The organism is Paraburkholderia sp. BR14320 (genome assembly GCF_040948665.1).
In the GTDB taxonomy this organism is placed as follows: domain Bacteria; phylum Pseudomonadota; class Gammaproteobacteria; order Burkholderiales; family Burkholderiaceae; genus Paraburkholderia; species Paraburkholderia youngii.
The window spans coordinates 12,126-36,870 of record NZ_JBFPKG010000004.1 but is presented as its reverse complement, the minus strand read 5'-3'; the positions used below and the strand labels follow the sequence as shown (position 1 = coordinate 36,870).

General features: G+C 64.5%; 22 protein-coding genes. 6 read left to right on the top strand and 16 right to left on the bottom strand.

The genetic code is table 11. The annotated features are described in order from the left end of the window. Positions 1-27 precede the first annotated feature (27 nt). The 7 genes from panE to AB3X89_RS05645 all read right to left on the bottom strand — a co-directional run bounded on the left by panE (position 28) and on the right by AB3X89_RS05645 (position 7,303). Positions 28-963, bottom strand: a complete 936-nt coding sequence (gene panE / locus AB3X89_RS05675; protein ID WP_368582265.1) for a 2-dehydropantoate 2-reductase — start codon at positions 961-963, stop codon at positions 28-30. 187 nt (positions 964-1,150) lie between these two features. Next, on the bottom strand, positions 1,151-2,575 hold the full coding sequence (locus AB3X89_RS05670; protein ID WP_368582264.1) for an efflux transporter outer membrane subunit: 1,425 nt from the start codon (positions 2,573-2,575) through the stop codon (positions 1,151-1,153). A 9-nt stretch (positions 2,576-2,584) separates the two neighbouring features. Further along, a complete protein-coding gene (locus AB3X89_RS05665; protein ID WP_368582263.1) occupies positions 2,585-4,156 on the bottom strand; it encodes a DHA2 family efflux MFS transporter permease subunit in 1,572 nt (523 codons plus the stop codon). Positions 4,157-4,163: 7 nt separating this feature from the next. After that, the gene (locus AB3X89_RS05660; protein WP_368582262.1) at positions 4,164-5,264 is read right to left on the bottom strand and encodes an HlyD family secretion protein; all 1,101 of its coding nucleotides are present in this window, start codon (positions 5,262-5,264) and stop codon (positions 4,164-4,166) included. 81 nt (positions 5,265-5,345) lie between these two features. Beyond that, a complete protein-coding gene (locus AB3X89_RS05655) occupies positions 5,346-5,768 on the bottom strand; it encodes a MarR family winged helix-turn-helix transcriptional regulator (protein ID WP_368582261.1) in 423 nt (140 codons plus the stop codon). Between the two features lie 83 nt (positions 5,769-5,851). Then, positions 5,852-6,274, bottom strand: coding sequence for a MarR family winged helix-turn-helix transcriptional regulator (locus AB3X89_RS05650; protein ID WP_368582260.1), 423 nt, complete (start codon positions 6,272-6,274; stop codon positions 5,852-5,854). Positions 6,275-6,337: 63 nt separating this feature from the next. Beyond that, entirely contained in the window at positions 6,338-7,303 is a 966-nt protein-coding gene (locus AB3X89_RS05645) for a GlxA family transcriptional regulator (RefSeq protein ID WP_368582259.1), read from the bottom strand. Positions 7,304-7,413: 110 nt separating this feature from the next. Here AB3X89_RS05645 and AB3X89_RS05640 point away from each other — a divergent pair, with 110 nt between their 5' ends. After that, the gene (locus tag AB3X89_RS05640) at positions 7,414-7,704 is read left to right on the top strand and encodes a hypothetical protein (protein WP_368582258.1); all 291 of its coding nucleotides are present in this window, start codon (positions 7,414-7,416) and stop codon (positions 7,702-7,704) included. A gap of 57 nt (positions 7,705-7,761) precedes the next feature. Here AB3X89_RS05640 and AB3X89_RS05635 read toward each other — a convergent pair whose 3' ends face one another. Both AB3X89_RS05635 and AB3X89_RS05630 read right to left on the bottom strand, forming a co-directional pair. Continuing rightward, positions 7,762-8,574, bottom strand: coding sequence for a DUF4377 domain-containing protein (locus AB3X89_RS05635; RefSeq protein WP_368582257.1), 813 nt, complete (start codon positions 8,572-8,574; stop codon positions 7,762-7,764). Between the two features lie 275 nt (positions 8,575-8,849). Then, positions 8,850-9,386: a hypothetical protein gene (locus AB3X89_RS05630; protein ID WP_368582256.1), complete on the bottom strand. Its 537-nt coding sequence runs from the start codon at positions 9,384-9,386 to the stop codon at positions 8,850-8,852. Between the two features lie 87 nt (positions 9,387-9,473). On the opposite strand from AB3X89_RS05630, the gene AB3X89_RS05625 reads away from it, so the two are divergent. Further along, positions 9,474-10,403, top strand: coding sequence for a LysR family transcriptional regulator (locus AB3X89_RS05625; protein WP_368582255.1), 930 nt, complete (start codon positions 9,474-9,476; stop codon positions 10,401-10,403). 95 nt (positions 10,404-10,498) lie between these two features. Here the strand turns inward: AB3X89_RS05625 and AB3X89_RS05620 are convergent, their stop codons facing one another. Continuing rightward, positions 10,499-11,194 (bottom strand): phosphatase PAP2 family protein, encoded by a 696-nt coding sequence (locus tag AB3X89_RS05620; RefSeq protein WP_368582254.1) that lies wholly within the window; start codon positions 11,192-11,194, stop codon positions 10,499-10,501. 171 nt (positions 11,195-11,365) lie between these two features. Here AB3X89_RS05620 and AB3X89_RS05615 point away from each other — a divergent pair, with 171 nt between their 5' ends. Continuing rightward, positions 11,366-12,049, top strand: coding sequence for a winged helix-turn-helix domain-containing protein (locus AB3X89_RS05615; RefSeq protein WP_368582253.1), 684 nt, complete (start codon positions 11,366-11,368; stop codon positions 12,047-12,049). A gap of 14 nt (positions 12,050-12,063) precedes the next feature. Here the strand turns inward: AB3X89_RS05615 and AB3X89_RS05610 are convergent, their stop codons facing one another. Beyond that, positions 12,064-13,017 carry a DMT family transporter gene (locus tag AB3X89_RS05610; protein ID WP_368582252.1) on the bottom strand — a complete coding sequence of 318 codons (954 nt, stop codon included), beginning with the start codon at positions 13,015-13,017 and terminating at the stop codon, positions 12,064-12,066. Positions 13,018-13,130: 113 nt separating this feature from the next. On the opposite strand from AB3X89_RS05610, the gene gcvA reads away from it, so the two are divergent. Together gcvA and AB3X89_RS05600 are read left to right on the top strand one after the other, a co-directional pair. Beyond that, entirely contained in the window at positions 13,131-14,039 is a 909-nt protein-coding gene (gene gcvA, locus AB3X89_RS05605) for a transcriptional regulator GcvA (protein WP_368582251.1), read from the top strand. Positions 14,040-14,136: 97 nt separating this feature from the next. Further along, positions 14,137-14,640, top strand: coding sequence for an isoprenylcysteine carboxylmethyltransferase family protein (locus AB3X89_RS05600; RefSeq protein ID WP_368582250.1), 504 nt, complete (start codon positions 14,137-14,139; stop codon positions 14,638-14,640). 26 nt (positions 14,641-14,666) lie between these two features. Here the strand turns inward: AB3X89_RS05600 and AB3X89_RS05595 are convergent, their stop codons facing one another. From AB3X89_RS05595 to AB3X89_RS05580, 4 genes are all read right to left on the bottom strand, one after another. Further along, positions 14,667-14,894, bottom strand: coding sequence for a hypothetical protein (locus tag AB3X89_RS05595; RefSeq protein WP_368582249.1), 228 nt, complete (start codon positions 14,892-14,894; stop codon positions 14,667-14,669). Between the two features lie 76 nt (positions 14,895-14,970). Further along, on the bottom strand, positions 14,971-15,861 hold the full coding sequence (locus tag AB3X89_RS05590; RefSeq protein ID WP_368582248.1) for a transglutaminase N-terminal domain-containing protein: 891 nt from the start codon (positions 15,859-15,861) through the stop codon (positions 14,971-14,973). Further along, on the bottom strand, positions 15,858-18,449 hold the full coding sequence (locus tag AB3X89_RS05585) for a circularly permuted type 2 ATP-grasp protein (RefSeq protein WP_368582247.1): 2,592 nt from the start codon (positions 18,447-18,449) through the stop codon (positions 15,858-15,860). The genes AB3X89_RS05590 and AB3X89_RS05585 overlap by 4 nt, the downstream gene beginning before the upstream one ends. 68 nt (positions 18,450-18,517) lie before the next feature. Next, entirely contained in the window at positions 18,518-22,003 is a 3,486-nt protein-coding gene (locus AB3X89_RS05580; RefSeq protein WP_368582246.1) for a DUF2126 domain-containing protein, read from the bottom strand. 285 nt (positions 22,004-22,288) lie between these two features. Between AB3X89_RS05580 and AB3X89_RS05575 the strand changes: the two genes are divergently transcribed. Beyond that, entirely contained in the window at positions 22,289-23,389 is a 1,101-nt protein-coding gene (locus AB3X89_RS05575) for a putative zinc-binding metallopeptidase (RefSeq protein ID WP_368582245.1), read from the top strand. A gap of 54 nt (positions 23,390-23,443) precedes the next feature. Here AB3X89_RS05575 and AB3X89_RS05570 read toward each other — a convergent pair whose 3' ends face one another. Continuing rightward, positions 23,444-24,715 (bottom strand): DUF3443 domain-containing protein, encoded by a 1,272-nt coding sequence (locus tag AB3X89_RS05570; protein ID WP_368582244.1) that lies wholly within the window; start codon positions 24,713-24,715, stop codon positions 23,444-23,446. Between the last annotated feature and the right edge of the window lie 30 nt (positions 24,716-24,745).

Sequence of the window (24,745 nt, the reverse complement as noted above, 5' to 3'; positions counted from 1 at the left end):
CGCGTTCGCGCCGACCGCGGCGAGCCGTCAGGAAGTGCGGGTCTGGCGCGCTTCGTACGTCTTCAGATGACTATAGGCGATGCGCAGCAGCGACAACGCGTGTTCGCCCTTTTGCGCGTCGCCGCCGCGCGTGATCAGGTCGCCGAGAATATGATCCGCCTCGGTGTGCGAGCGGTTTTCGACGTCGCGCAGCATCGACGCGGTGAGCGGCGACGGCGTCAGAAGCACCTGGATGGCGCGCGCGTCGAAGTCCGCGTCCATCGTGAAGCCATTGTGTTCGGCCACCGCGCGGCATTCGCCGAGCAGCTTCTCGATCACGCGCTTGCCGTCAGGCGCGGCCAGAATATCGCCGACCGAACCGCGCATCAAGCAGGTGGTGCCGGCCAGCGTGGCGAGGAATACCCATTTCTCCCACATGCGCAGCAGGATGTTGTCGCTGACCGCGACGTCGAACTTCGCGCCCGACATCGCATCGGCAATCGCCTGGGTGCGCTCCGAGGTGCCACCCACGAGTTCGCCGAACGTAATCGCCTGCATGTCGTTCAGATGCATGATGTGCTGCTCCGCATTGAGCGTCGCGGCGATCACACACTGGCCGCCGAGCACGCGCTCCTTGCCGAAGCGCGCGCTCAGCACCTCGATATGGCGCATGCCGTTAAGCATCGGCAGGATCAGCGTTTCTTCGCCGACGAATGGCGTGAACGAATCGATCGCGTCGTCGAGACTGTAGGCTTTGCAGCTCAGCAGCACGAGGTCGAACGGCTCGCTGGCGACACCTGCCAGGATCGTCTTCACGTCGCGCAACTGGAGATTGCCCCGTGGGCTGTTGATGACGAGGCCGTCGCGCCGCAGCTTTTCGGCGCGACCGGCGCGTACGAGGAAGGTCACGTCCTGCCCCGCCGCCGCCAGACGTCCGCCGAAATAACCGCCAACCGCGCCTGCCCCTACTACCAGAATTCGCATCTTGAGCCTCTTGAAAGATTTCGGTTTGCCGATCATGCGCGTCGCTGGTGGACGCATCCCGATGTTGCCGTGTGCTTCTTGTGCAGAATGTAGCAAAGATTGGGAATCGGTTCCGGGGAGGCTCGACTGTGGCGCGGACGCTTTCGAAGTCCCGCGCCTTCTGGCTGCAATCGCGCTGACGCGTGCCTTACTGTCCGGACGCGACCGTTTCTCCCTGCTCCCACCCGCCCCCCAGCGACCGGTACAGCGCGATCGCCGAAAGCGCGTGCTCGCGCCGGGCCTGATTCAGCGATTCCGAATCGCGCAGATACGCTTGCTGCGCGTCGAGCACGTCGAGGAAGCTCGACGCGCCGCCCTTATACAACTCGGTCGACAGACGCAGCGCATGATTCGACGCATCGAGCGCACCGGCCAGGCGCTGCACCTGCGCCGCGCCGCTGACGAGATCGCTGCGATTGTCCTCGACCTCCTTGAGCGCCTGCAGCATCGTCTGCTGCAGGCCGAGCTGCGATTCGCGCATGCGGCTCTCGCTCGCGTCGATGTTCGCGGTGATGCGCCCGGCGTTGAAGATCGGGCTCGTTGCATTCAACGCGGCGCTGAACAGATTGTCGGTCAGCGTCGGCAAGCCAAGGTACGACGATGCGAGCAGCCCATTCGTCAGGTTGATCTTGAACTGCGGATAGCGCTGGGCCTTCGATACTCCCACTTCCGCCGCACGCTGTTCGACGAGCGCATAAGCGGTGCGCACGTCGGGCCGATGCAGCAACGCGTCGGACGGCAATACCTGCGGCGCGCTTTGCGCAGGCACCGGAATCTCGCGCGCGCTGGAAAGCAGCAGCGTATCGAGACTTTCCGGCGTACGCCCCGAATACACGGCGATCAGGCTCAGCTGATGCTGGACCGTCGATTGCATGCGCGGAATCTGTGCCTGCAAATCCTGCAACTGATTCTGCGCGCGGGCGACGTCGAGCTGGGTCGACAGTCCGTAATGCAGACGCGCCTGCGTGAGCTTCAGCGCGCGGCTGCGGATCTGCTCGTTGTCGTCGAGGATCTGCAATTGCGCCTGCGCCCAGCGCAGATCGATATATGCTGCCGCCGTGTTCGCCGCGAGCGCGAGCCGCAACTGGTTCAGCGCCCCAACGCTACCCGACACCTGCGCCTGCGACGCGAGCACCGCGAGTCGTTCGCCGCCGAACACGTCCGGGGTCCAGCTCGCGGCGAGGCCGAAGCCGGCCTGGCGCACATAGCCGAGCGGCGGCGGCGTGTTCTGCCGCTCGATCGAAGCGCCCGCGTTCGCATTCAGCTCCGGCAGCAGCGCGGCGCGATTCTGCGTCACCAGATCCTGCGACTGTTTCACGCGCTCGGCCGCGGCTTGCACGTCGAGGTTGCCGGTCAACACCGATTCGATCAGCTGATGCATGACCGGGTCGCCGAATTGCGCCCACCAGGCATCGGTGTTCACGCTATCCTGCGGTGCGTCGACGCTCCAGGCGGCCGGCGCCAGCGTCTGCACCGCATGCGGCAAATCCGCGTGCGTGGCCGGTTGCACCGCGCAGGCCGCGAGCGTCAAAAATGCCGCGCTCGCCACTAATTTCATCGCCATCCGTTTCATGTTGGACTCCTAGTGGGCATCGGGCGGGGGCGCGGTGTTGCCGAACGGCCGCGAAAACAGCACGCTCAGCAAAGCGACCACGAAGCACAGCGCAACCGCCAGAAAGGCGTCGGAAAACGCGAGCACCAGCGCTTCGCGCATCAATGCCTCGTGCAATTCGGCGAGCCCCGCATTCGCAGCATTCAATACGTTGCCGCCGACTGCCGACAAATACTCGGCCTGCTTCTGCAAGATCGATTCGACGACCGGACGGCCCGCGTTCAGATGTTCGTCGAGCCGTTCGTAGTGAAGATTCAGACGGTCGTTCAACATCGTGCTGCTGACCGCGATGCCGATCGCGCCGCCGAGATTACGCATCAGATTGAACAGTCCGCTCGCGGAGCGCAGCCGCGACGGCGGCAACGCGCCGAGCGCCATCGTCACAATCGGCGGAATACAGAACTGCTGGCCGATTCCGCGCAAGGCTTGCGGAATTAGCAGTTGCTGCCAGCCCCATTGGTTCGTCAACGGCACGTACAGATAGCAGCCGATGCCAAACAGCGCGAGGCCGAACACCATCAGCAAGCGCATATCGACGAAGCGCGCGAGCGTCGAGTACGCGCCGAGCGCGAGCAACTGAAAACAGCCGACCGATAGCAACGCGAGTCCGATCTGCAACGAATCGAAGCCGCGCACGCGGGCAAGAAACACCGGCGTCAGAAACACGGTGCAGAAGATCCCGATCCCGGTGATGAACGACAGCAGACTGCCGATACCGAAGTTGCGCAGCGCCAGCGCGCGCAGGTCGACGATCGGTTCCTTCGCGGTGAACGCATGCACGAGGAACAGAAACCCGCAGATCGCCGCGACCCACGCGCACAGCACGATCACGTCGTCGCCGAACCAGTTCTTGCGCGGCCCTTCTTCGAGCACGTATTCGAGGCAGCCGAGAAAACCCGACATCAGCAGGATGCCGACGTAGTCGCCCTTCTTCAGCAGCGACAGATCGACCCTGTCGATATGCACGTACTTCGGCACCAGCAGCGTAACGGCGACGCCCGGTACCAGGTTCAGATAGAACAGCCAGTGCCACGACCATTGCGACGTGATCCAGCCGCCGATCACCGGGCCGATCGTCGGTGCCAGCGACGCGAGCGCGCCGATCGTCGTCGATGCGATCAAACGCTGCTTGCCGGGAAACAGCACGAACGCGGCCGTAAACACGGTCGGGATCATCGCGGCGCCAAGCGCGCCTTGCAGACCGCGAAACAGGATCATCGAGTTGATGTCCCATGCGAGCCCGCACAGCATGCTGGTCACCGTAAAGCCGAACGCGGAAAACGTGAACAGCCACCGTGTCGAGAACACGCGCGTGAGCCACCCCGACATCGGAATCACGATGATCTCCGCGATCAGATACGAGGTCTGCACCCACGACAGTTCGTCCTGACTCGCGGACAGCCCGCCACCGATATCGCGCAGCGACGACGCGACGATCTGGATATCGAGCGTCGCCATGAAAAAGCCCACGCACATCAGCGCGAATGCGAAGACCTTGGTGCGGGTCGGCTGGTCGGCGGGGTTGTCGAGAACGTCGGTCATGATCGGTTCATCCCTGCGCGGCCGGATGGCCCGCATCGACGTGCACTTTCACCGTCGCGGAGAGGCCGGGACGCAACACGCCTTGCATGTCCTTCGGCACGTCGAGGCGCACGCGCACCGGCACGCGCTGCACGATCTTCGTGAAGTTGCCGGTCGCGTTTTCCGCGGGCAATACGCTGAAGGTCGCGCCGGTCGCCGGCGCAAGGCTTTCGACCACGCCGTGCAGCACGGTATTCGACGCGTCGAGCTGGACCTCGACGCTGTCGCCCGCGCGCATCTTGCGCAGCTGATCTTCCTTGAAATTCGCATCGATCCACAGGCCGCTCGCGGGCACGACGGTCAGCAGCGACACGCCGGTGTTGGCGAGCAGCCCGACGCGCGCGGTCCGATTGCCGACATAGCCGTCGATCGGCGAGCGGATCGTCGTGTATTCCACGTTCAACGCGGCGACGCGCTGCGCGGCCTGCGCGGTCGCGATGCGCGCTTTCGCGTCGCCGATCTGCGCGTCGAGCACCGCGATCTGGCGTTGCGCCGCGAGCAGCGCCGCGCCGCTGCGATCGACCGCGGCGCGCGCTTTGGTCAGATCGGCATCGGCTTTCTCGACGACCTGGTTCGACACTGCGTCGTCCTTCACGAGCTCGCGGTAGCGGATCTGGTCGGCCGCGCTGCGCGTCAGCTCGGCGCCCGACGCGCGGACCTCCGCGGCCTGCTCGTTGATCGCCGCGAGTTGCAGCGATTTCTTCGCTTCGAGCTCGGTGACGGCGGCCTGCGCGCTCTCCACTTCCGCGTTGGCCTGCGCGAGACGCGCGTCGTAATCGCGGGCGTCGAGACGCACCAGCACCTGGTTGGCATGCACGAACTCGTTGTCGCGCACCAGCACGTCGGTGACGAAGCCGTTGACCTTTGGCGCCATCACCGTGACGTCGCCGCCGACGTAGGCATCATCGGTCGTCTCGAGGAAGCGGCCGACGAAGAACCAGTACGACGTGGCCAGCGCCAGCACGACGAGAACGGACAGGATCGCGAGCAGCATCCACGGGATACGCCGCGCCGCTCGGGCTGGTTGTACCGCGCTCGGGGGCGCGACGGTCGAGGGAGTTGTGGACATGATGTCGATATGTGCGTATGCACTCTTCAGGTTGAAAAAAACGGCGCGGTGCGCCGGCCTCCGCTACCTTCAGCGTTTATGTCAAAGCGAATCTTTGGTGATCGCAAATAGCTCGCTGCGCAGCGCGGCCGCGCGCTTCTCGCCGAAGCGGTGTTCGAACTCGGCCTGTGCGGCGTACCAGTACGCGCGGGCCGAGGCTAACCGCTGTTCGCCCTCGGGTGTCAGCGAGATCAGCAGCGTGCGTGCATCCGCACCCAGTGCCTCGCTCGACACGAGCCCGTCGCGGCGCAGCGGCTGGATCGTGCGGACCAGCGTGGTGCGCTGCATGCGCATGGCTTCGGCGATCTGCTTCATCGTCATCGGACCGGTGCGCTTCAGACGCCCCAGCAGCGAAAACTGCGTGATGGTCAGGTCGACATTCGACAGATGCCGATCATAGATCTGCGATACGTGACGTGCCGCTTGGCGGATCGCAAAGCAGTCGTCATCCAGGAGCGCTTCCATTCGCTGCCCTTCCTTTTGCTCGTTAGTGCATATGCACATGAAACGGCATTATAAAACCCGCCGAGGCGGGCTCCGGTGCCGATCTAGTCGGTGATGCTGAACAGCTCCGCGCGCAGCGTCTTCGCGCGGGCGCGACCGAACTTCTTTTCGAACTCGTCCTGCGCGGCGCGCCATGCGACCGAGGCCTGATCGAAGGTAGTCACGCCCTTTTCCGTCAGGCTGAACAGCAGCGTGCGGTTGTCGTGGTCCGCCGCTTCGGCCAACACGAGACCGTCGCGCTGCAGCGGCTTCATTGCGCGGACCAGCGTGGTGCGCTCCATGACCATCGCGTCCGCGAGCTCCGCCATCGGCAGGTTCGGGGTGCGCGCGAGCTTTGCCAGGATCGTGAACTGCGCAGCCGTCAGCCCGACGCTGCCGAGATGGCGCTCGTAGATCTGCGTGACGTGCCGCGCCGCCTGGCGCAGCGCGAAGCAGTTGCATTCATCGTAGGAGACAGGACGGTTCATGGAGCGAAGTCTATGTGTGCATATGCACGATGTCAAGTTTTTCTGCGCACGCACTGCAAGCCCTCACCGCAAATCCGCTCGCAGATCACGCACACCCTTGCCCAGTCGTTGGCGCAATAGCGTGCGTAACGTGGCACCGTCGACATACCCGACCTCGGCCGCGATCGCGTCGATGCCGAGGCCGCTGCCATGCAGCAGCGACTGCGCGTGCTCGACACGCAGATCCTGAAAGTACCCCAACGGCGATTTGCCGAGCACGTCCTGGCAACGACGCTGCAGCGTGCGCGCGCTCGTCGCCAGTGCGGCTGCCGCGTGCTGCAGCGAGAACCCTTCCTTCAGATGATCGCGCGCCCATCGCTCGAAACGCTGAATCAGCGGATCGGCCTGCGCGAGGTGGTTGGGAATGATGTAAGGCGCCTGCGATGAGCGCAGATCCGCGAGCAGATACCGCGACACGAGCGCGGCCAGTTCGGGGCTCGCGCGACGGATCAGCCACAGCGCGAGATCGAGATGCCCCATCGCCGCGCCCGCCGTCACCCCGACCTCCGTTGGCACCAGCATGCGCGACTCGTCGAGCAGCACCGCCGGATAGCGCTGCCGGAACAGTGGACTCAGCCACCAAGTCGTCGTCGCTTCGCGATGATCGAGGAGCCCGGTTTCCGCGACGAGGAACGTGCCGATGCATGACGCGGCAAGCAACGTGCCCTGTGCATGCCACGCGAGCAATTGTTCCCTGGCGTCGCGCACGTCCGGCCGTTCGAGCGCCGGCACCAGTTGCTCCGGGGTGCCGGTGCCGAGCGCGGGAATGACCACCCAGTCCGGTTTCAGGTCGGCGGTGATCGCTTGCACGGGGATCGCGAACCCCTGCCCCGACTGGACCTTCTTGCGCACGCCGACGATCGACAGCTCGAAGTGCGGCCGTCCGCCCATCTTCGCGGCCGCGAACCGGTTGGCGAGCGAGAACGCGTCGAGCATGACGGTGAGGCCGGTATCGAACAGCCCCTGCAGGGCGAGGATCGCGATGCGCATGGCGTAAATGACCCTAAAGTTGTCATTTGCGACGATACAGCTTTTTCCGGACGAGGGCTACAGTGAACTCCGTTGTACATCGCAACGAACGTCGACCAAGGAGGTCACAGATGAAAGTATTCGCCATCGCATCCGCACAACCGACCCTCACCCCGGACAAGCTCCAGCAGCACTTGCCCCACGAGGTGCCGGCCACTCTGCAGTTCTATCTGGACGGCAAGGTCGAGCAGTTCTGGTTCCGCGACAAGGCCGGACCGATCTTCCTGATGAACGTCGCATCGGTCGATGAGGCCAGGTTGATACTCGACGCGTTGCCGCTCGTGGCCGACGGGCTGATGAAGTATGAGTATTTGCCGGTGGGACCGCTCGCGCCGCTCGGGCGGCTGATTCACAAGGGATGATGTTGCAGGCGGGATAACGGTGCCGCCGGCCTGGCCGGCGGCACGCTAGCAGAAGCATCACTGCCCGACCTTCTCCGATTCAACCACGAGGTCCAGTACATAAGCCACCGACGGTCCGTCGGCGGGCGGGTTCGTGATCGTAAAACGCTTGACGCGCACCACGTTACGGATGCCCGGCGTGTGCGTATAGCCTTCGATATTCTGATTGAACGGCTGCCACGGACCGGGCGTGCCGGTGGCCAGCCCCTGCTCGTCGAAGAAACGTTCGCGCACGAGCAGACATTGCCCGTCCGGCATCAACGGATGGGTGCACGGCACCGACTGCGGCGCCACCTCCAGGAATGCAATTTGACCGGGGCCGCCGTAGCGCGTCTCGGCCGTCGGCACGCCGGTAAAGCTCAGCGTATCGCCGTTATCCGTGACGAGTTGCAGGCGCGGCCCGTTGTCGCGCGCGAGCAGGTTCACATTGACGCTGCCGCGCACTCGCTGCGAGATCGCATCGTCGAGTGCGGCAAGCGCGGGGTCGTTGCAGGCCATCATCGTGGTGACCATCGGGCCGATCTGCAGATACCCCTTCCTCACCGTGTAACCCGCTCCCATGTTGTTGCAGCTATTGACGACGGTGATCCGATACGGACTGAAGTCCAGTTGCACCGGTTTGTCCGGGCGGGCGAACAGCGCATCGATGCGGTTGCCGTTGCTGTCGATCGCGTTGCTCAGCTGCCAGTGGTAGCGGGCCAGCTGATCGGTGCCGGTCGGCGCCGCCGGGTTCGCCGCGGCCGTGGTCGCCGCGGGAGCCGGCGCTGTCACTTCGGGTGTCTGCGCGCACGCGGCGAGAACGAGCGGCAGCAGGAGCAAGCGGTATTTCACGTCGGCACCTCGGTGAGTTCAGTGGTTGTTCCGGGCGTTGGCCCGCGTCGCCTGGCGAAGGGACGCGAGCATCAGGTCGCATGCCCGAAAGCCGGAAAAGCCAGTGAAGGTCACCACCCGGCCACGTTACGCCGGGTTTGCGCACCTGCGTCGCTCAGGCCGCGAGCAATCGACTCGACGACCGACAGCATAACGCAGGTAGATGGCGGAAATATGCTGTTCGATGTCTGCCTGGATTCTTCGTTAGGTTACCGAACTGCGGCAGGTGACGCAGGCTACGCCTTGGATATGTCGCGACGCACGGCGGGCGCGGCGTGAAGTCTCCTCCTGAGCCGGGGGCGCAGCATCAGATAAAAGGCGGCAACATGCGTGATCGCCAGCGTCGGTACATAGATGATCGGGATCGCGTACATGGCGCCCAGTTCTCCTGAATGCGCGGGCAGATCGGCCGCTGTCGCGTGGTAGTAGTCGACAAGCAGATCGGCCATACCGACCAGGTTGAAAGCAACCACGAACGACCAGAAAAGCGGCCGTATCCGCGCCGTCAGCAAGGCCAGCATCGCCAGCACGCCCGTGGCGAAATCTCCGTAAGCGGCGAACGCGGCGAAGCTCGCGGACAGTTGCGGACTGACGACGCCGGGTAGCAGGAACGCGAGCCCGAAAAAACGGAAGCTGTGCAAGGTGGCGATCGCGCGTTGCGCGTCGAACGGCGCCATCGACCTGAGCTTCGGCCACACGTAGGTGCCGAAGCACAACAACCAGGCAACGTAGCCCAGAACGAGATGCATCTGAAAGAGAAGCCGCGCTGACATGATGCCTCCTGTCGAATGTTGGATGCGCAGGTGATAGGTGTACCATCGTCTCGCGCGAGCGACTATTCCTCACAATGTTGACAGGATATGAAGCAGAACTTCACAGTCAGGCAGGGTGCACTCGACGGCGTCGAGGTCTTCCTCAGCGTGGCCGAGCATCGCAGTTTTCGCGGCGCCGCCGCGGCGCTCGGCGTGACGCCGTCGGCGATCAGTCAGGCGGTGCGTGTGCTCGAAGCGCGCATCGGCGCGACGCTTTTCATTCGCACGACGCGCAGCGTCGGCTTGACCGAAGCCGGCGAGCGCTTTCTGGCGCGCGCCAAGCCCGCTTTCGAGGAACTCGTCGCCGCCAGCGAGGTGGCGCGCGGACTCGGCGAGCGGCCGTCCGGCCTGTTGCGTCTTTCGGTGCCACGCGCGGTCGTGCCGATCCTGCTGGAGCCGCTGATCGCGTCGTTCTGCGAGGCCAATCCCGAGGTCGAGGTGGAGATTGCGGCCAGCAAGGAGCTGATCGATCTCGCGGCGGAAGGCTTCGACGCCGGCATCCGGCTGGGCCAGTTCGTTGCCGCCGACATGGTCGCGGTGCCGTTGACGGCGCCATTCCGCTTCGTCGTGGTGGGAAGTCCCGGCTATTTCGCGGCGCGCGGCCACCCCGAGCACATCGACGATCTGCGTACGCATGCCTGCATTCGCTGGCGGCGCTCCAACGGCGCGCTCGCGTCGTGGTCGTTCAACGACAACGGCCAGCCGATCGAAGTCGCCGTTTCCGGTCCTTTCATCGCCAGCGATTTTCTGGGCATGCTGGGTGCGGCGAACGCAGGCATCGGCCTTGCTCAGCTACCCGAGCCGATGGCCGCCGAGGGGTTGCGAACCGGAAAGCTCGTGCGCGTTCTGGAGGCGTATGCGCCGCTGATCCCTGGCGTGTTTCTCTACTATCCGAGTCGCCGGCAGATCATGCCGAAGCTGCGCGCGTTCATCGATCATGTGAAGAGCCGCACGGCGAGTACCCAAAATGGGCGCTGATTGCCGGTCTGCAGGAGTACCTGTGGTCTGGCCGCCATTTCTGGCAACCATTTGGCGATTACGGTACGGCCGCGCTAGCCGCGACCGCTTTCAACTCATGAGCCTTGTAATATCGACCGCCCCAGAACGAGTAACTCGTTGAACTGTGTTACCAATTCGAAACATAAAGCAAACGACAGCATATAAGACGGCCCGGGAAATCTGTGCATCCACCCCAGAATCGGCACTGAAATACGTGTTCTAACGGCGTCCCGAGTCATTATCCATGTGATGGTCGCGCCAATCGCCGCCCCCGCGATTATGTCGGTCGGATAGTGCCATCCGAGATAAACGCGAGGCAGACATATGAAGATCGCGGTGTATAAAAGCGCGAGCACACCGGCGCGGCGCGACACCAGAAAGATCCCGGTTGCGACCGAAATCCACAGCATCGCGTGGTCACTTGGGAAGGAGCTCCAGGCTGGCAACACGGCCGCTTCCAGACCACCCGACGGAAAACTCAGGTGTAGCTCAGGATTAAACAGAGGCCGTATACGGAATGGCAAATAATGAGCAATAAGCCTGAATATCGCGAGCGCAAGAAGGCCGCTCGCGATCGTCGCGACGACCATTTCACGCTCCCAATCGCCACGCTGGCTGGGTTTGAACCATATCCACCACAATACGGGTATGAGCACCAAACCCTTGAATGTGTATAGGTCCGCGATGATTCTTATGGCGTGATTCAACATGGCGCAACTCAGCGCCATGTGCGTCAGGAAAGTTTGGATTGCGGTATCGAAAGGGTCCATTCGTCAGGAGTGTCCGCAAAAGCTTTCGAGCAATCGGTGCGGTAGCGAACGTTTGCGTTACTCGCGAACAGCCAGTCCGCATCTCTTAAGCAATTCTTCAGCATGGTTACCTTACGATCGCGCCGAACCGACAAGACGAACAACCGCCGCGCATTCAAGGGATCTGTTGCCATGCAGTTGCTGTTGATGGGAAAGGATGAGTTGATCGCTGGACCGGTCGTCGATACGTTGCGACGTGCGGGCCATACCGTCAATTGGATGAGTGTCGTTGGCGAGCCCATGAGTTGGCCGGACTACAGCTTGTACGACCTCATCATGCTCGACCCTGACCTGTCGGGAATCAACCTTATTGACGCGCTGAAGCGTTATCGAGAGTGCGGTGGCGGTGCCCTGATCATCATCGTGACGGCACAGAGGGAACTGGAAAGTTGTATTGCCGCACTCGACGCAGGCGCGGACGATTACCTGGTCAAGCCATTCGACGTCGATGAACTTGCGGCGCGCGTACGTGCGTTGACGCGTCGCAGAGTGGTACGGACGGTTCCCGTTCTCGCGTACGATGGCCTCATGCTGGATGCAGCCTCTCATCGAGTCACCCTGCATGGAGAACCGCTCACGCTGGCGCCGCGCGGGTTCGCTCTGCTACAGGCGCTGATCGAAGATCCGGCGCGCGTTTTCACTCGCTCGGAACTTGAAGCGAGGATATGCGATCCACGCGAGGAAATCGCCAGCAATGCCATCGAAGTGCAAGTGTGTGGCTTGCGACGAAAAATCGGAGCAGGACGGATCGTGACAGTGCGCGGCGCAGGCTATTGTCTGCGAACACCTGACTCGAAAGTCCGCTTCGCTGGCTAGCGGACGTTCCTGTTTCAAGCGCGGTTACCCGCTTCGTTGCGAGAAACCATCGTGAGCGCGAGTCCGGCCAGCACGAGAGCCACGCCGACCACGAACGATGGGCCGACCCTGTCGCCGAACATGAATGATGCAGCGGCAATGCCGAAGATCGGCTGGAGGAACTGAACGCTCGCGGCAACCCGCGCCGGAACGATACGCAGCAGGTTGAGCCACATAAACAGGCCGGCAACAGTCACGATCACCCCGAGATATACCGCGGCTGATACACCCTGCGTGGTAACGTGAAATGGAACGTGCCACATCTCCCACGCCGCCCACGGCAGCAGTGCAACGAAACCGAACAGCGTGCTCCAGGCTGCAACCGTCGCAGTGCCATATGCGGTCGTGAGTTCGACGCTCCAGACGTAATAGAACGCAATCGCGAGCGCCGACAGCAGCACGCAAATCGCGCCGCCCGCAGTGGTATCGGACAGCGTCGCTGCGCCGTGCTCGCGGGCGAACGCGACCAACGCGATGCCCGCGAATGCCGCTAGCAGTCCCAGCTTTTGCCAACCCGATACATGCTGTTTGAGGCGCAGCGCCGCAAAGAACACGATAAAAACCGGAATGGTCGCGGAAATAATGGTGCCGACAGACGCCGAGGTGCCCGAGACGCCAAAGGTCTGCGCGACCTGTCCGATGCCGATGCCCAGCACGCCTAGCATGGCGACGCGCGGCCATGCGTGCCGCGGCAACGGATGCCGGCCCACCGCGAAGATGAGCAGTAGCGGCACGGCTACGGCAAAACGCATTGCGGTGAGCGTCAGCGGGGGTAGCGACTCGAGTCCCAGTTTGGTCACCGGTATGGATAGTCCCCACATCACCGCGAGGACCAGCAATGCGCCGAAACTCCGCATCGTGATCGTCTTGGCTGCGTGGTCATTGACGACCACCCCGGAACGGGCATCACTCAGGCTTGGGCTCGACATGGGCGTTGGTGCGAAAAAGACATTGAATGGAGATATTCGCGGCCGCGCGGATCGTTGACAAACGATTTGTCGTCATATAATGCGTGAGTAAAACTCACACATAACAGCCCATCATGTTCGATCGGCTTCCACCGCTGCAAACCCTGCGCGCGTTCGAAGCGACTGCGCGACTACTGAGCATGACGCTGGCCGCCGAGGAATTGCACGTGACCCACGGCGCAGTGAGCCGGCACATCAAGACGCTCGAGAATCATCTCGGTGTTCCGCTGTTCCGCCGCCTCACGCGCCGGATCATCCTGACCGATGCGGGAACCGAGTTTCACTTTGCTGTAGCTCGACTACTGGGCGAGCTGACGAGGGAAGCCGAGAGCCTGCGCGGACACGACAGCCTCGCAAGCATGACGATCAGTACCAGCGTTTCGTTCGCGACCAAGTGGCTGGCGCCGCGCCTTCATCGTTTCAAGGCGATTCATCCGGAACTCGATGTGCATCTCGACGTGATCGATCGCAATGTCGATCTGGACGATGGGCAGGTCGACGCAGCCGTGCGTTACGGCGGGGGTCGCTATCCTCGCGTGCAGTCCGAACGGATTCTCGAAGAAACCGTGACACCGGTTTGTAGCCCCAGCTACCGCGAAGAAGTCGGCGGGTTGACGACTCCGGCTGATCTCACACGCTGCACGCTGCTGCATGAAGACCGGATGTTGGCCAATTGGGAACAGTGGTTCGCCTACGCGGACGTGGACAGGAACCGCAGAGGTCGAGGTCCCGCATACAGTCACGGAAGCATGGCCATCGAGGCAGCCATTCGTGGCGAAGGCGTAGCTCTCGGACGCAGCGCCCTGGTAGGCGATGACATCGTGGCTGGACGCCTCGTCGCGCCATTTCCCGACATTCGCCTGAAAGTCGAGCGCGGCTATGATCTGGTCTATCGCGTCGGCAATCGCGATCATCCCAAGGTCTGCGCGCTACGCGACTGGTTAGCAGCCGAAGTGCGGCGATTTCTGGCAGACACGAGATGAATGCTGGCTTCGGCCAGGAGCGGCAGCGTGGGCTATGGCGCCAATCCCGGTGCGTCGTAATCGAGGGGTCGAGCTGCAGCGAGAGTTGGAGGCGGATATGGCAAGCGAGGACCGCAACGAAACGGCGGAGCCAGCGATGGCGCCGCCAGTCGCAAACCCGGGGATCATACGGCCGCCTTTTGTCTACCTGAGTGCAATCGCCCTTGGCGTGTTGCTGCATTTCGTATGGCCAGTGCAGCTTGTGCCTCATACAGTGAGCGGGCCACTCGGGGGCAGCGCGGTGCTGGTCGCTGTCGTGCTGTTTCTCTGGGCCGTGCGCACGCTTCGGGCCGCCGACACCCCCGTGCCGGGAAATCGGCCCACCACCGCTATCGTCAGCAAGGCGCCCTTTCGATACAGCCGCAATCCCATCTACCTGGCTTTTTCGCTGCTCCAGTTAGGCATTGCGTTCTCGGTCAACAGTCTTTGGCTACTGCTCACCCTCGTGCCGGCGGTGGCGCTGATGTCACTCGTGGTCATCCCGCGGGAAGAGCGCTATCTGGAAAGCCGCTTTCCGTCGGAATACCTGGCCTACAAGGCGTCTGTGCGTCGCTGGCTGTGACCGCTTTCTGGAAAAAAGTTTCCAGACTAGCGATAGTTCACGAAGTTAATAATGTCGTTGAGGAACCACGGCAGTATCAGTTGCGTGTCGGAATAGCTGGTGCCGACGGTGAGTCGCGGTGGTCTCGCAGCGGCGTCGGGAGCGTGCAGCAGGTAGGCGTTAGTATCGTGCGCCGCCTGAGGACTCGCCGGCGGCGAGGTCGACGTGCAGCCGGCAGCGAAAACGAGAAATGCTGCGAAGCAAAGAGACTTCATGAGCGGGTGAACTCCGGCGACGTTTCCTCCATTATGGCCGAACTGAGTCGAGTACCTGCGACGAGCCGCGCCCGCTTCACAACGCCAGCACCGTCACACCCACTTCCATCCGATGCGCGCCGCCGCCAAGAATCGTCCCGCGCAGCAACGATACATCGCTGTAATCGCGCCCGATCGCGAGCGTCACATGATCGAGATCGGCGAGCACGTCATTGGTCGGATCGAGATCGATCCAGCCGCTGGCCGGACAATGCACCGACACCCACGCGTGCGAAGCATCCGCGCCAATCAGACGCGGATGGCCGGGCGGCGGATCGTTGCGCAGATAGCCGCTGACGTAGCGCGCGGGCAAACCGAGCGAGCGCAGGCAGCCGATCATCACCTGCGCGAAATCCTGGCACACCCCGCTCTTCAGCTCGAATGCGCGTTCGGCCGGCGTATCGAACAGCGTCGCCGACGGCTTGTACGCGAAGTCCTCGTGAATGCGATGCATCAGATCGATCGCGCCGGCGACGAGCGGCCGGCCCGGCGTGAAGCTCGGCAACGCATACGCGCGCAGCGACGGCCGCAGCGCGATATTCGGCGACGCGAAGCAATACTCCGCCTCGGGACGGAACGCGCCGCCCACGCGAAACCGCAGCGCCTCGGCCACCGTCTCCCAGGGCGGGGTCGCCGCGGCGTCGAGGTTGGTCCAGCGCGGCGTCAGCGCGACCGTGGTCTCGCTGACGAGCTGCAGACGCTCGTGCGGTGTATCGAGCGCGAAGTACAGCACGTCGTTGCCGAACGCATCGATGCGGTTATGCCGATACGACGGCTCCGGCTCGATTCGCTCGCTGCGCGAGATCACGTGCTGCCACGGACACGCGAGCGGCCGGATCGTCGCCAGATGCTGCGCGGTTTCGACATACGTCGAGTAATGGTAGGTAGTGCGATGAGAAACGGACAGCACCGTCGATGCGTGCTTCATACCCACACCTGCGAGGCGACCGTGGTCGCGTGACTGAAATAGCGCGCGCTGATCTCATGCGCGGCCGCATTGGCGAAGCCGCCGATCTGATCGCACAGCGCAATCAGCTTGCCATACGAGCCATGTTCGTCGACCTCGCACAGCGATCCGAGCGACGGCAGCATCTCCACCGGCGGCAGCAGCTCCGCGAACGGCCGATGCCGAACGCTGGCCGCCGCGACGGCGATCTCGCCGAGCTTGTTGCGCAGCCGTTCGTACACGCCATAAATGCCGCGCGGATTGTGCGGTTCGATCACCAGCAGATCGAGCAGCGCGGGCACTTCGAAACGCCCCGGGTACAGCGAGCGATACGTGAGCGTGCTGTCGAACATTTGCAGCAGCAGGTCGAAGCCGGCCGGCGTCGCGAGCTGGCCGTTCGCGGCGACGCCGCGCATGAACGCGGCCATCGTCGCGACGCGTTCGATATGACGCCCGACGAACAGCAGCCGCCATGCTTCATCGCGCGTCATGCGGTCGCCCTGCGCGCCGCTGATCGCCGATAGCTGCACCGACAGATGTTCGAGCGCGTTCGCGAGCGTCACGCGATCGTAGCGATCGAACGCACTGCCGCTGCTCGCGGCACCCGCGCCGCCGTTGCCCGCGCCCACGGCAGGCAGCAACACCTGCAACGCGTCCTGAAAGTCGTTGCGCGCCGCGAGGATCATGCGCCAATGATCATTCGACAACCGCCCGCGCACCTCGCCGTTCGCGCGCGCCTGGCAGTTGAGGTTCTGGCTGATGCTGACACTGCCCGCGCTCTCGCCGAGATTCGCGACGAGCGCGCGCTCGAAGGTCTGCGGCGAGGCCGGCCCGTGCGGCGACGCCAGGTCGCCAGGCTGCACGAGGCCGCACCATGTCGCGAGTTCGACCAGCGTCGCGAACATCGCGTCGGCGTCGTTGCCTTCGAGCGAGCCGAGAATCAGCCGCAGCAGCCGCACGTTGTTTTCCGCACGCTCCCCATAGCGGCCCGCCCAGAACAGGTTCTCCGCGGCGCGGCTCGATACCGTGCGATGCTTGCGCGTGAGGTCGGCGGGCTGCATCGGCGAAGGCAGCAGCGTGAACGTAGAGCTGGGCTGGCTCGACAGCACCCATGTATCGACGCTGCTGCCGCCATGCTGCATGGATACCGTGGTCTGACGCTCGGCGGCCATGCGCGTGAAGCCGCCCGGCATCACGTGCCAGCCGCCGTTGACGTCGGCGATCGCATAGACGCGCAGCACCGACGGCCGCCCGCCGATCGTGCCCTCCTCGTAGCGCGGCGTGCAGGAAAAGCGCTGCTCCTGCTGGATCGTGAACGCGTCGGGCCACGCGTCGATGCGCTCGCGCCATGCCGCGAGCGGCTGTCCTCCCCCTTCGATGCCGGGCGGCGCATCGCGTCCCGCGAGCGGCCATGTCGGCACGACGAACGCGTCGTCGAGGTGGGCAAACGCATGCTCGCGCGCCGCCTGTTCGCCGCACCACCAGGTCGGAACGCCGGGCAGCAGCAGTTCTTCGCCGAGCAACGCTTCGGCGATACCGGGCATGAAACCGTGCAGCGCCGGCGACTCGGTGAACCCCGAGCCCGGCACGTTCGACACGATCACATTGCCCGCGCGCATCACCTGCAACAGCCCCGGCACGCCGATCGTCGAGTCGGCGCGCAGCTCGACCGGGTCGCAGAATGCGTCGTCGAGACGACGCAGCACGACGTGCACGCGTTCGAGGCCTGCCAGCGTCTTCAGATAGAGCCGGTCGCCGCGCACGGTCAGATCCTTGCCTTCGACCAGCGTGACGCCGAGATAGCGCGCCAGAAACACATGCTCGAAATAGGTCTCGCTGTACGGCCCCGGCGTGAGCAGCGCGATATGCGGTGAAGCGTCGGCGCTTTCCTCGTCGCGCATCGTCGCTTGCGCGGCCTGCACGAGCGTCGCGATCAGTTGCGAATAGAGCGGCGCGAGCCGGCTCACACGCAGCGAGCGGAACGGCTCGGCGAGCAGCGTCGAGACGATCAGGCGGTTTTCGAGCGCGTAGCCGAGACCGGACGGCGCCTCGGTGCGATGCGCGATCACACTCCACTCGCCGCCCGGCGTGCGCGCGAGATCGAGCGCGACGACCTGCAGATACTGGCCACCGGCCGGCGTGAAGCCCTTCACCGACCGCAGATAGCCCGGATGCCCGAACACCAGCGCGGGCGGCAGTTGCCCATGTTCGAGCAGCGTCTGCGGTCCGTAGATATCGGCGACGATCGCGTTGAGTAGATGCGCGCGCTGCGCGACGCCGCGCTCGAGCTGCGCCCACTCGGCCTCGCTGATCAGGAACGGCAGCAGGTCGAGCGCCCAGGGCCGCGACTTGCCGTTGTCGGCGTAGACGTTGTAGCTGATGTCGTTGTCGCGGATCTGCCGAGCGATCGACGCATGATGGTCCGCGAGCCGCGCTACGCCGTCCTCGTCGAGCAGCGCGAAAAACTGCCGCCACGGCTCGCGCAGCGCGCCCGACGCGTCGCGCAGCTCGTCCCAATGTCCGTCATGACCCGGCAGCAACCGCAACAGGGACGAAGCGTCCGCCGGCATCGCGGACGCTTCGAAGGGCAAGGTCGATTGAAAGGCCAAGGTCGTGTGGTGTCAGCGATGCGTGTTGTTCAACTGTGGCGCAGATCGAGCGTGAATGGAAACTCGAGGCTGCGTTGCGGTCGGCCCACGGCGAGCGGCCCCGGCGTATGACCCGACGCGAAGAAACGCGCGCGTCGCCGGCTTTCCGCCTCGTAGGCGTTGACCGGGAAGGTCTGATAGTTGCGTCCGCCCGGATGAGCAACATGATACTGACATCCGCCGAGCGAGCGGCCGCTCCAGGTGTCGACGAGGTCGAACGTGAGCGGCGCGTGTACGCCGATCGTCGGATGCAGCGCCGACGCTTGCGACCACGCGCGAAAACGCACGCCGGCCACGTACTCGCTGACACGGCCGGTCGGTTGCAGCGGCACCGGCACGCCGTTGACGCTGAGCACGTGACGATTGCCGTTCAACCCGAGCGCGCGCACTTCGAGCCGCTCGACCGACGAATCGACATAGCGCACCGTGCCGCCGGCGGAGCCCTCCTCGCCCATTACGTGCCACGGTTCGAGCGCGTTGCGGATCGTCAGATCGATGCCGCTCAGCGTCATCTCGCCGACGAGCGGAAAGCGGAATTCGAAATGCGGCGCGAACCATGCGCTATCGAACGCGAAGCCCGCTTCGCCGAGTTCGGCGAGCACGTCGTCGAAATCCATCTTCACGAAGGTGCCGAGCAGGAAGCGGTCGTGCAGCTCGGTACCCCAGCGGGTGAGCCGCTGCGTGTACGGGATGCGCCAGAATCGCGCGACGAGGGCGCGCAGCAGCAATTGCTGCACCAGACTCATGCGCGCGTGCGGCGGCATTTCGAAGCCGCGCAGCTCCAGCAGACCGAGGCGCCCGGCGGGTCCGTCGGGCGAATACAGCTTGTCGATGCAGAACTCGGCGCGGTGTGTGTTGCCGGTTACGTCGATCAGGATGTTGCGCAGCGCGCGGTCGATCATCCACGGCGGCAGGTGGCTGCTGTCGCGGCCGCCGAGCAGATCGACCTGCCGTTGCAACTCGGCGAACGCGATTTCGAGTTCGTAGAGCTGGTCGTTGCGCGCTTCGTCGACGCGCGGTGCCTGGCTCGTCGGTCCGATGAACAGCCCCGAAAATAGATACGACAGCGACGGATGGTTGTGCCAGTACGCGATCAGGCTGGCGAGTAGATCGGGCCGGCGCAGGAACGGACTGTCGGCCGGCGTCGCGCCGCCAAGCACGAAGTGATTGCCGCCGCCGGTGCCAGTGTGGCGCCCGTCGAGCATGAACTTCTCGCTGCTCAGATAGCTGTGCGCGGCCGACTGATACAGGTACTCGGTGTGATCGACGAGCTCGTCCCAGTTCGCGGCAGGATGAATGTTGACTTCGATCACGCCGGGGTCGGGCGTCACCTGCAGCACTTTCAGACGCGGATCGCGCGGCGGCGGATAGCCTTCGAGCACGATCTGCATCTTCAGCTCCGCGGCCGTCGCTTCGACCGCGGCAAGCAGGTCGAGATAGTCGTCGAGCTCGGTTAGCGGCGGCATGAAGACGTGCAGCAGCGTGCGGCCGCTGCCGAACGCATCGGCTTCGGCTTTCGGGCCGGCCGCCCGCTTCGGGTCGCGCGCCTCGACGCACACCGCGGTGCGCAACGTGTCCTTCGACGATTCGCCACGCGCCGGCGGCGATTCGCCATGACGCGGCGGCGCATACGCGAGCACGCCGCCTTGCGGCATGCCACTCAGCAGATCGGCCGCCGACAGCGACAGCGCGGCCGCCTGCCGCGCGCTGGCCTGTTCTTCGGCGAGCGGCCGGCTCTCGCGGTCGCCCTCGTACTGCACGCGCAACTGCGCGGCCGTGCGCAACGGCTGCGGCGGCGCGAACGGATCGTGCGCGTGCTGATACGGATAGTCGGTCTTCGACACCCACGGCAGCGAATCGAGCGGCAGCCGGTAGCCCATCGGTGAATCGCCGGGGATCAGATACATGCGTTCGTCGCGGAAGAACCAGCGTCCCGTGATCCACTGCGGCGCGATGCCCGGTGCGCCGCGCTCGCGGCCGATCGGCAGCACGTAGCCGGCCGGACTCGCGAGCCCGGCGTCGAACACGCGCCGCAGCCGCACGCGTTCGAGCTCGTCGTCGAGGCGCGCGTCGAACGGATCGACGTTGACCGGCAGGCGACGCTCGCGCCACAGGTAGTACCAGGTGTCCTCGTAGCCGGGCTGGATGCAGTCCGCGTCGAGCGACAGCTTCGCCGCCAGATGCGCGATGAAGCGTTGCGCGTCGCCGGCCGTGTAGCGGCCCGGCTCGCGTTCATCGGCGAACAGGGCCGGGTTGTGCCAGCATGGCTCGCCGTCGGCGCGCCAGTACAGCGACATCGCCCAGCGCGGCAGTTGCTCGCCCGGATACCACTTGCCCTGGCCGATATGCAGGAAGCCGTTCGCGCCGTAGCGTTCGCGCAGCCGGTCCATCAGCGCGACCGCGTAGCCGCGCTTGGTGGGTCCAAGCGCGTCGGTGTTCCACTCGGCCGCGTCGCGATCACGCACCGATACGAAGGTCGGCTCGCCGCCCATCGTCAGTCGCACATCCATGTCGGCGAGTTCGTAGTCGACCCGCGCGCCCATCTTCAGCACGTCGTGCCAAGCGGCTTCGCTGTACGGCTTCGTGACGCGCGGCGACTCCAGCACGCGTTCGATCGACATCGAGTGTCCGAACTCGACCTCGCATTCGTCGACCGCGCCCGAGATCGGCGCCGCGCTGCCCGGCTCCGGCGTGCAGGCAACCGGAATATGGCCTTCGCCCGCGAGCAGCCCCGAGGTCGGATCGAGCCCGATCCAGCCCGCGCCCGGCAGATAGACCTCGCACCACGCGTGCAGGTCAGTGAAGTCGACCTCGGTGCCGCTCGGGCCGTCGATCGATTTGACGTCGGGCGCGAGCTGCAGCAGATAGCCGGACACGAAACGCGCCGCGAAGCCAAGTTGCCGCAGCGTCTCGACGAGCAGCCAGCCCGTATCGCGGCACGAGCCCGATGCGTTGACCAAGGTTTCCTCGGGCGACTGCACGCCCGGCTCCATCCGGATCAGATAGCGGATCTCGCGTTGCAGCCGCTGGTTCAGTGCCACCAGGCAGTTCGCGGTGCCGGCCGGCGTGCGGTCGATGCTCGCGACGAACTCGGCGAAGCGCGGGGTCATCGGCCGCTTCACGCAGTAGGGCGCGAGTTCGGCTGCGAGTTCCGGCGCGTAGTCGAACGGAAACTGCTCGGCCGATGGTTCGAGGAAGAAGTCGAACGGGTTGTAGACGGCCATCTCGGCGACCAGATCGACGCTCACCTTGAACTCGCGCGTCTGCTCGGGAAACACGAGCCGCGCCTGATAGTTGGCGAACGCGTCCTGCTGCCAGTTGATGAAGTGCCTCGCGGGTTCGACGCGCATCGAGTACGACAGGATCGGCGTACGGCAATGCGGCGCGGGCCGCAGCCTCACGACCTGGGGCGACAGCGTTACCAGTCTGTCGTAGCGGTAATGAGTAACGTGATGCAACGCGACGCGTATGGACACTCCGGACTCCTCGACGAAAGGTGCAGCCCGCCAAAAAAGCAAGCTTTATGCCGTTGCTGGACAAACCCCCGTGAATCGCTTTGTGTTGCCTGAATTGCGTGTGCGTTTTGCGTATCTGTCGTCTTGCCGTTGCGCTGCGTCGAACCGTGCACCAAAGCGGCGCAGCACCGATGCACGATCATGACCGTACTGTGCGTTAAAGCGGTGACATCTGGCAATCGCGGCATGAAGATTGCGATCGTTCGTCACCGCAACCGACATCGCACTGATCACAAGGCCGGCCCAATGAAAACCTTCCACTGCAATCGCTGCGCGCAACTGCTGTTCTATGAGAATGTCCGCTGCGAGCGCTGCGAATCGCTGCTCGGCTATCTGCCCGAACTGCGCGAAATCAGCGCGTTCGAAGACGCCGGCGAGGGCCGCTGGCGCAGCCTGCATCCGGAGGCCAACGGCGCGCTGTTCCGGCAATGCCACAACTACGCGGTCGAAAACGTCTGCAACTGGATGATCCCCGCCGATTCGCCCGACACGCTGTGCCGCGCCTGTCAGTTGACTCGCACGATTCCGAACCTTAGCGAACCGGAAAACCGGCTCTACTGGTACCGGCTCGAAGTCGCGAAACGGCGTCTGCTGTACACGCTAGGCGAGCTTGGCCTCGATGTGCAATCGCGCGACGCGGACCCCGAGCGCGGTCTCGCCTTCGAATTTCTCGCCGACGGCGGTGATGGCGAGCCGGTGATGACCGGTCACGACAACGGGCTGATCACGCTGAACATCGCCGAGGCCGACGACGCACATCGCGAGAAAGTGCGCACCGCGATGGGCGAGCCGTACCGCACGCTGCTCGGCCACTTCCGCCACGAGACCGGCCACTACTTCTTCAGCCAGCTGATCGAAAACGAGCCGCGCTGGCTCGAACCGTTTCGCAAGCTGTTCGGCGACGAGCAGGCCGACTACGGCGAAGCGCTGAGCGCCTACTATCGCGACGGCGCGCCGGCCGACTGGCAGGCGTCGTACATCAGCGCGTACGCAACGATGCATCCGTGGGAAGACTGGGCGGAGACGTGGGCGCACTATCTGCTGATCGTCGATGTGCTCGATACCTCGACGTCGTACGGACTCGCGCTGCTGCCCGACGATCCGAGCGAGCCGACTCTGACCGACCGCACGCCGGTCGAGGATGCGAGCTTCGGCAATCTGATGAAGCGCTGGTTTCCACTCACGTATGCACTGAATAGCCTGAACCGCAGTCTCGGCATGCCCGACGGCTATCCGTTCACGCTCGCCGCCCCAGTGGTCGACAAGCTGCGCTTCGTGCATCGCGTAATCACGGCGGCGGGCGGCAAGCGCGACCAGCGAGGCGACCGCGAGCACATGAGCGCATGAAAGCGCCCGCTGCCGGATCACCCGGCAGCGGGCTTTCATCACACGATCAGCGCTTCAGTACGCCACATAAGGCCCCTTCCCACCTGGCGTCGACTGCTGCTCGATCGCCGCATAGACGTTGCGGCCATAGAAGAACGGCAGCCCCCAGTCGAACACCGTCGACGTGACGAACGCCGGTCCCGCCAGCAGCGGCAATGCCGAGTCGCCGCTATAAGTCTGCGCGATCGACGTCGCATTGCCGATGCTGAACGTCACCGCGCTCGTCGTGCCGTTCACGCCTTCGATCATCGCGCTCAACTGCTGCGTCGAGCTCGGGCAGTAATACGCGCTGTTCGGACTCGCGCAGGCCGGCATCAAGGTGGTCTGGAAGAAGAGTCCCGTCGAGCCGCTGTCCATAATGCTGCGCGTATACGTGGTGCCGTTCTGCACCGTCGTGAACGTGCCGTTCGACGGACTCACGCCGATCACCTGCGCCGCGCCGAGCGCATTGTTGCTCTGCGTGCCGATGCCGAACACGAGCTGCCCCGACACCGATCGCGCGCCGCCCGACACGGTCGGCAGACTGAGCATCGAGCCGTTGTTGTCGGTCGCGAAGTACGGCACCGGATTGGCGACCTGATACGTCTCCGCGAGCGGAATCGACGTGCAGCTCGCGCCGCTGCAACCGTAGTAGGTAGCGGGAATCGCCTGCTGCGCGCAGTTCGCGCCACAGTCGTTCTTGAACACGCCGATGCCGAGAATGCCGTTGGCCTGCAAGGTGGCCGGCGTATTGCGAGGCGCGCCGACGGCCGCGCAATCGCCCGGCAGCGATGCGTAGCCCGGATCGATCACCTGGATCGGCAGCGACGCGGCTTTCTCGCCGGCGATCTGCACATCGGCGAGCTTCACCGCGCCCCACGTATAGCCGTCGAAGAACTGCATGCATTCGGCGACGAGATTGCCCGCGCCGTCCTTCTGCTGCGGCAGGCTCATCGACGCGGGCAGTTGCGACGCGAACACGCGCACGCCCCATGAGCCGGTATCGACGAGCACGTGATCGATCGTCTGGCAGTTGCTCGTGCCGGGCGCGCAGATCGTGATGCTGACGAACGGCATGTTCGGCACGTTGCTGATGCCCGAGTCGACCGTCACGCGCACCGCGTTGGCGGCCAGCACCTGCGGCGACGGCGACGTATTGGTCACGGTCGAGCCCGATGAACCGGGCGAGCCGCCGGACGTGCTCGAATTGGCCGTGGTGCTCGCGCTGCCGCCGCCACCGCCCCCGCCGCCGCACGCGCTCAACAGCAGCGCCAGAACCATGACGGGCGTCGCGCCCAGCCGAGTCATCCACGAAGACCTCGATCGCATGATTCGCTC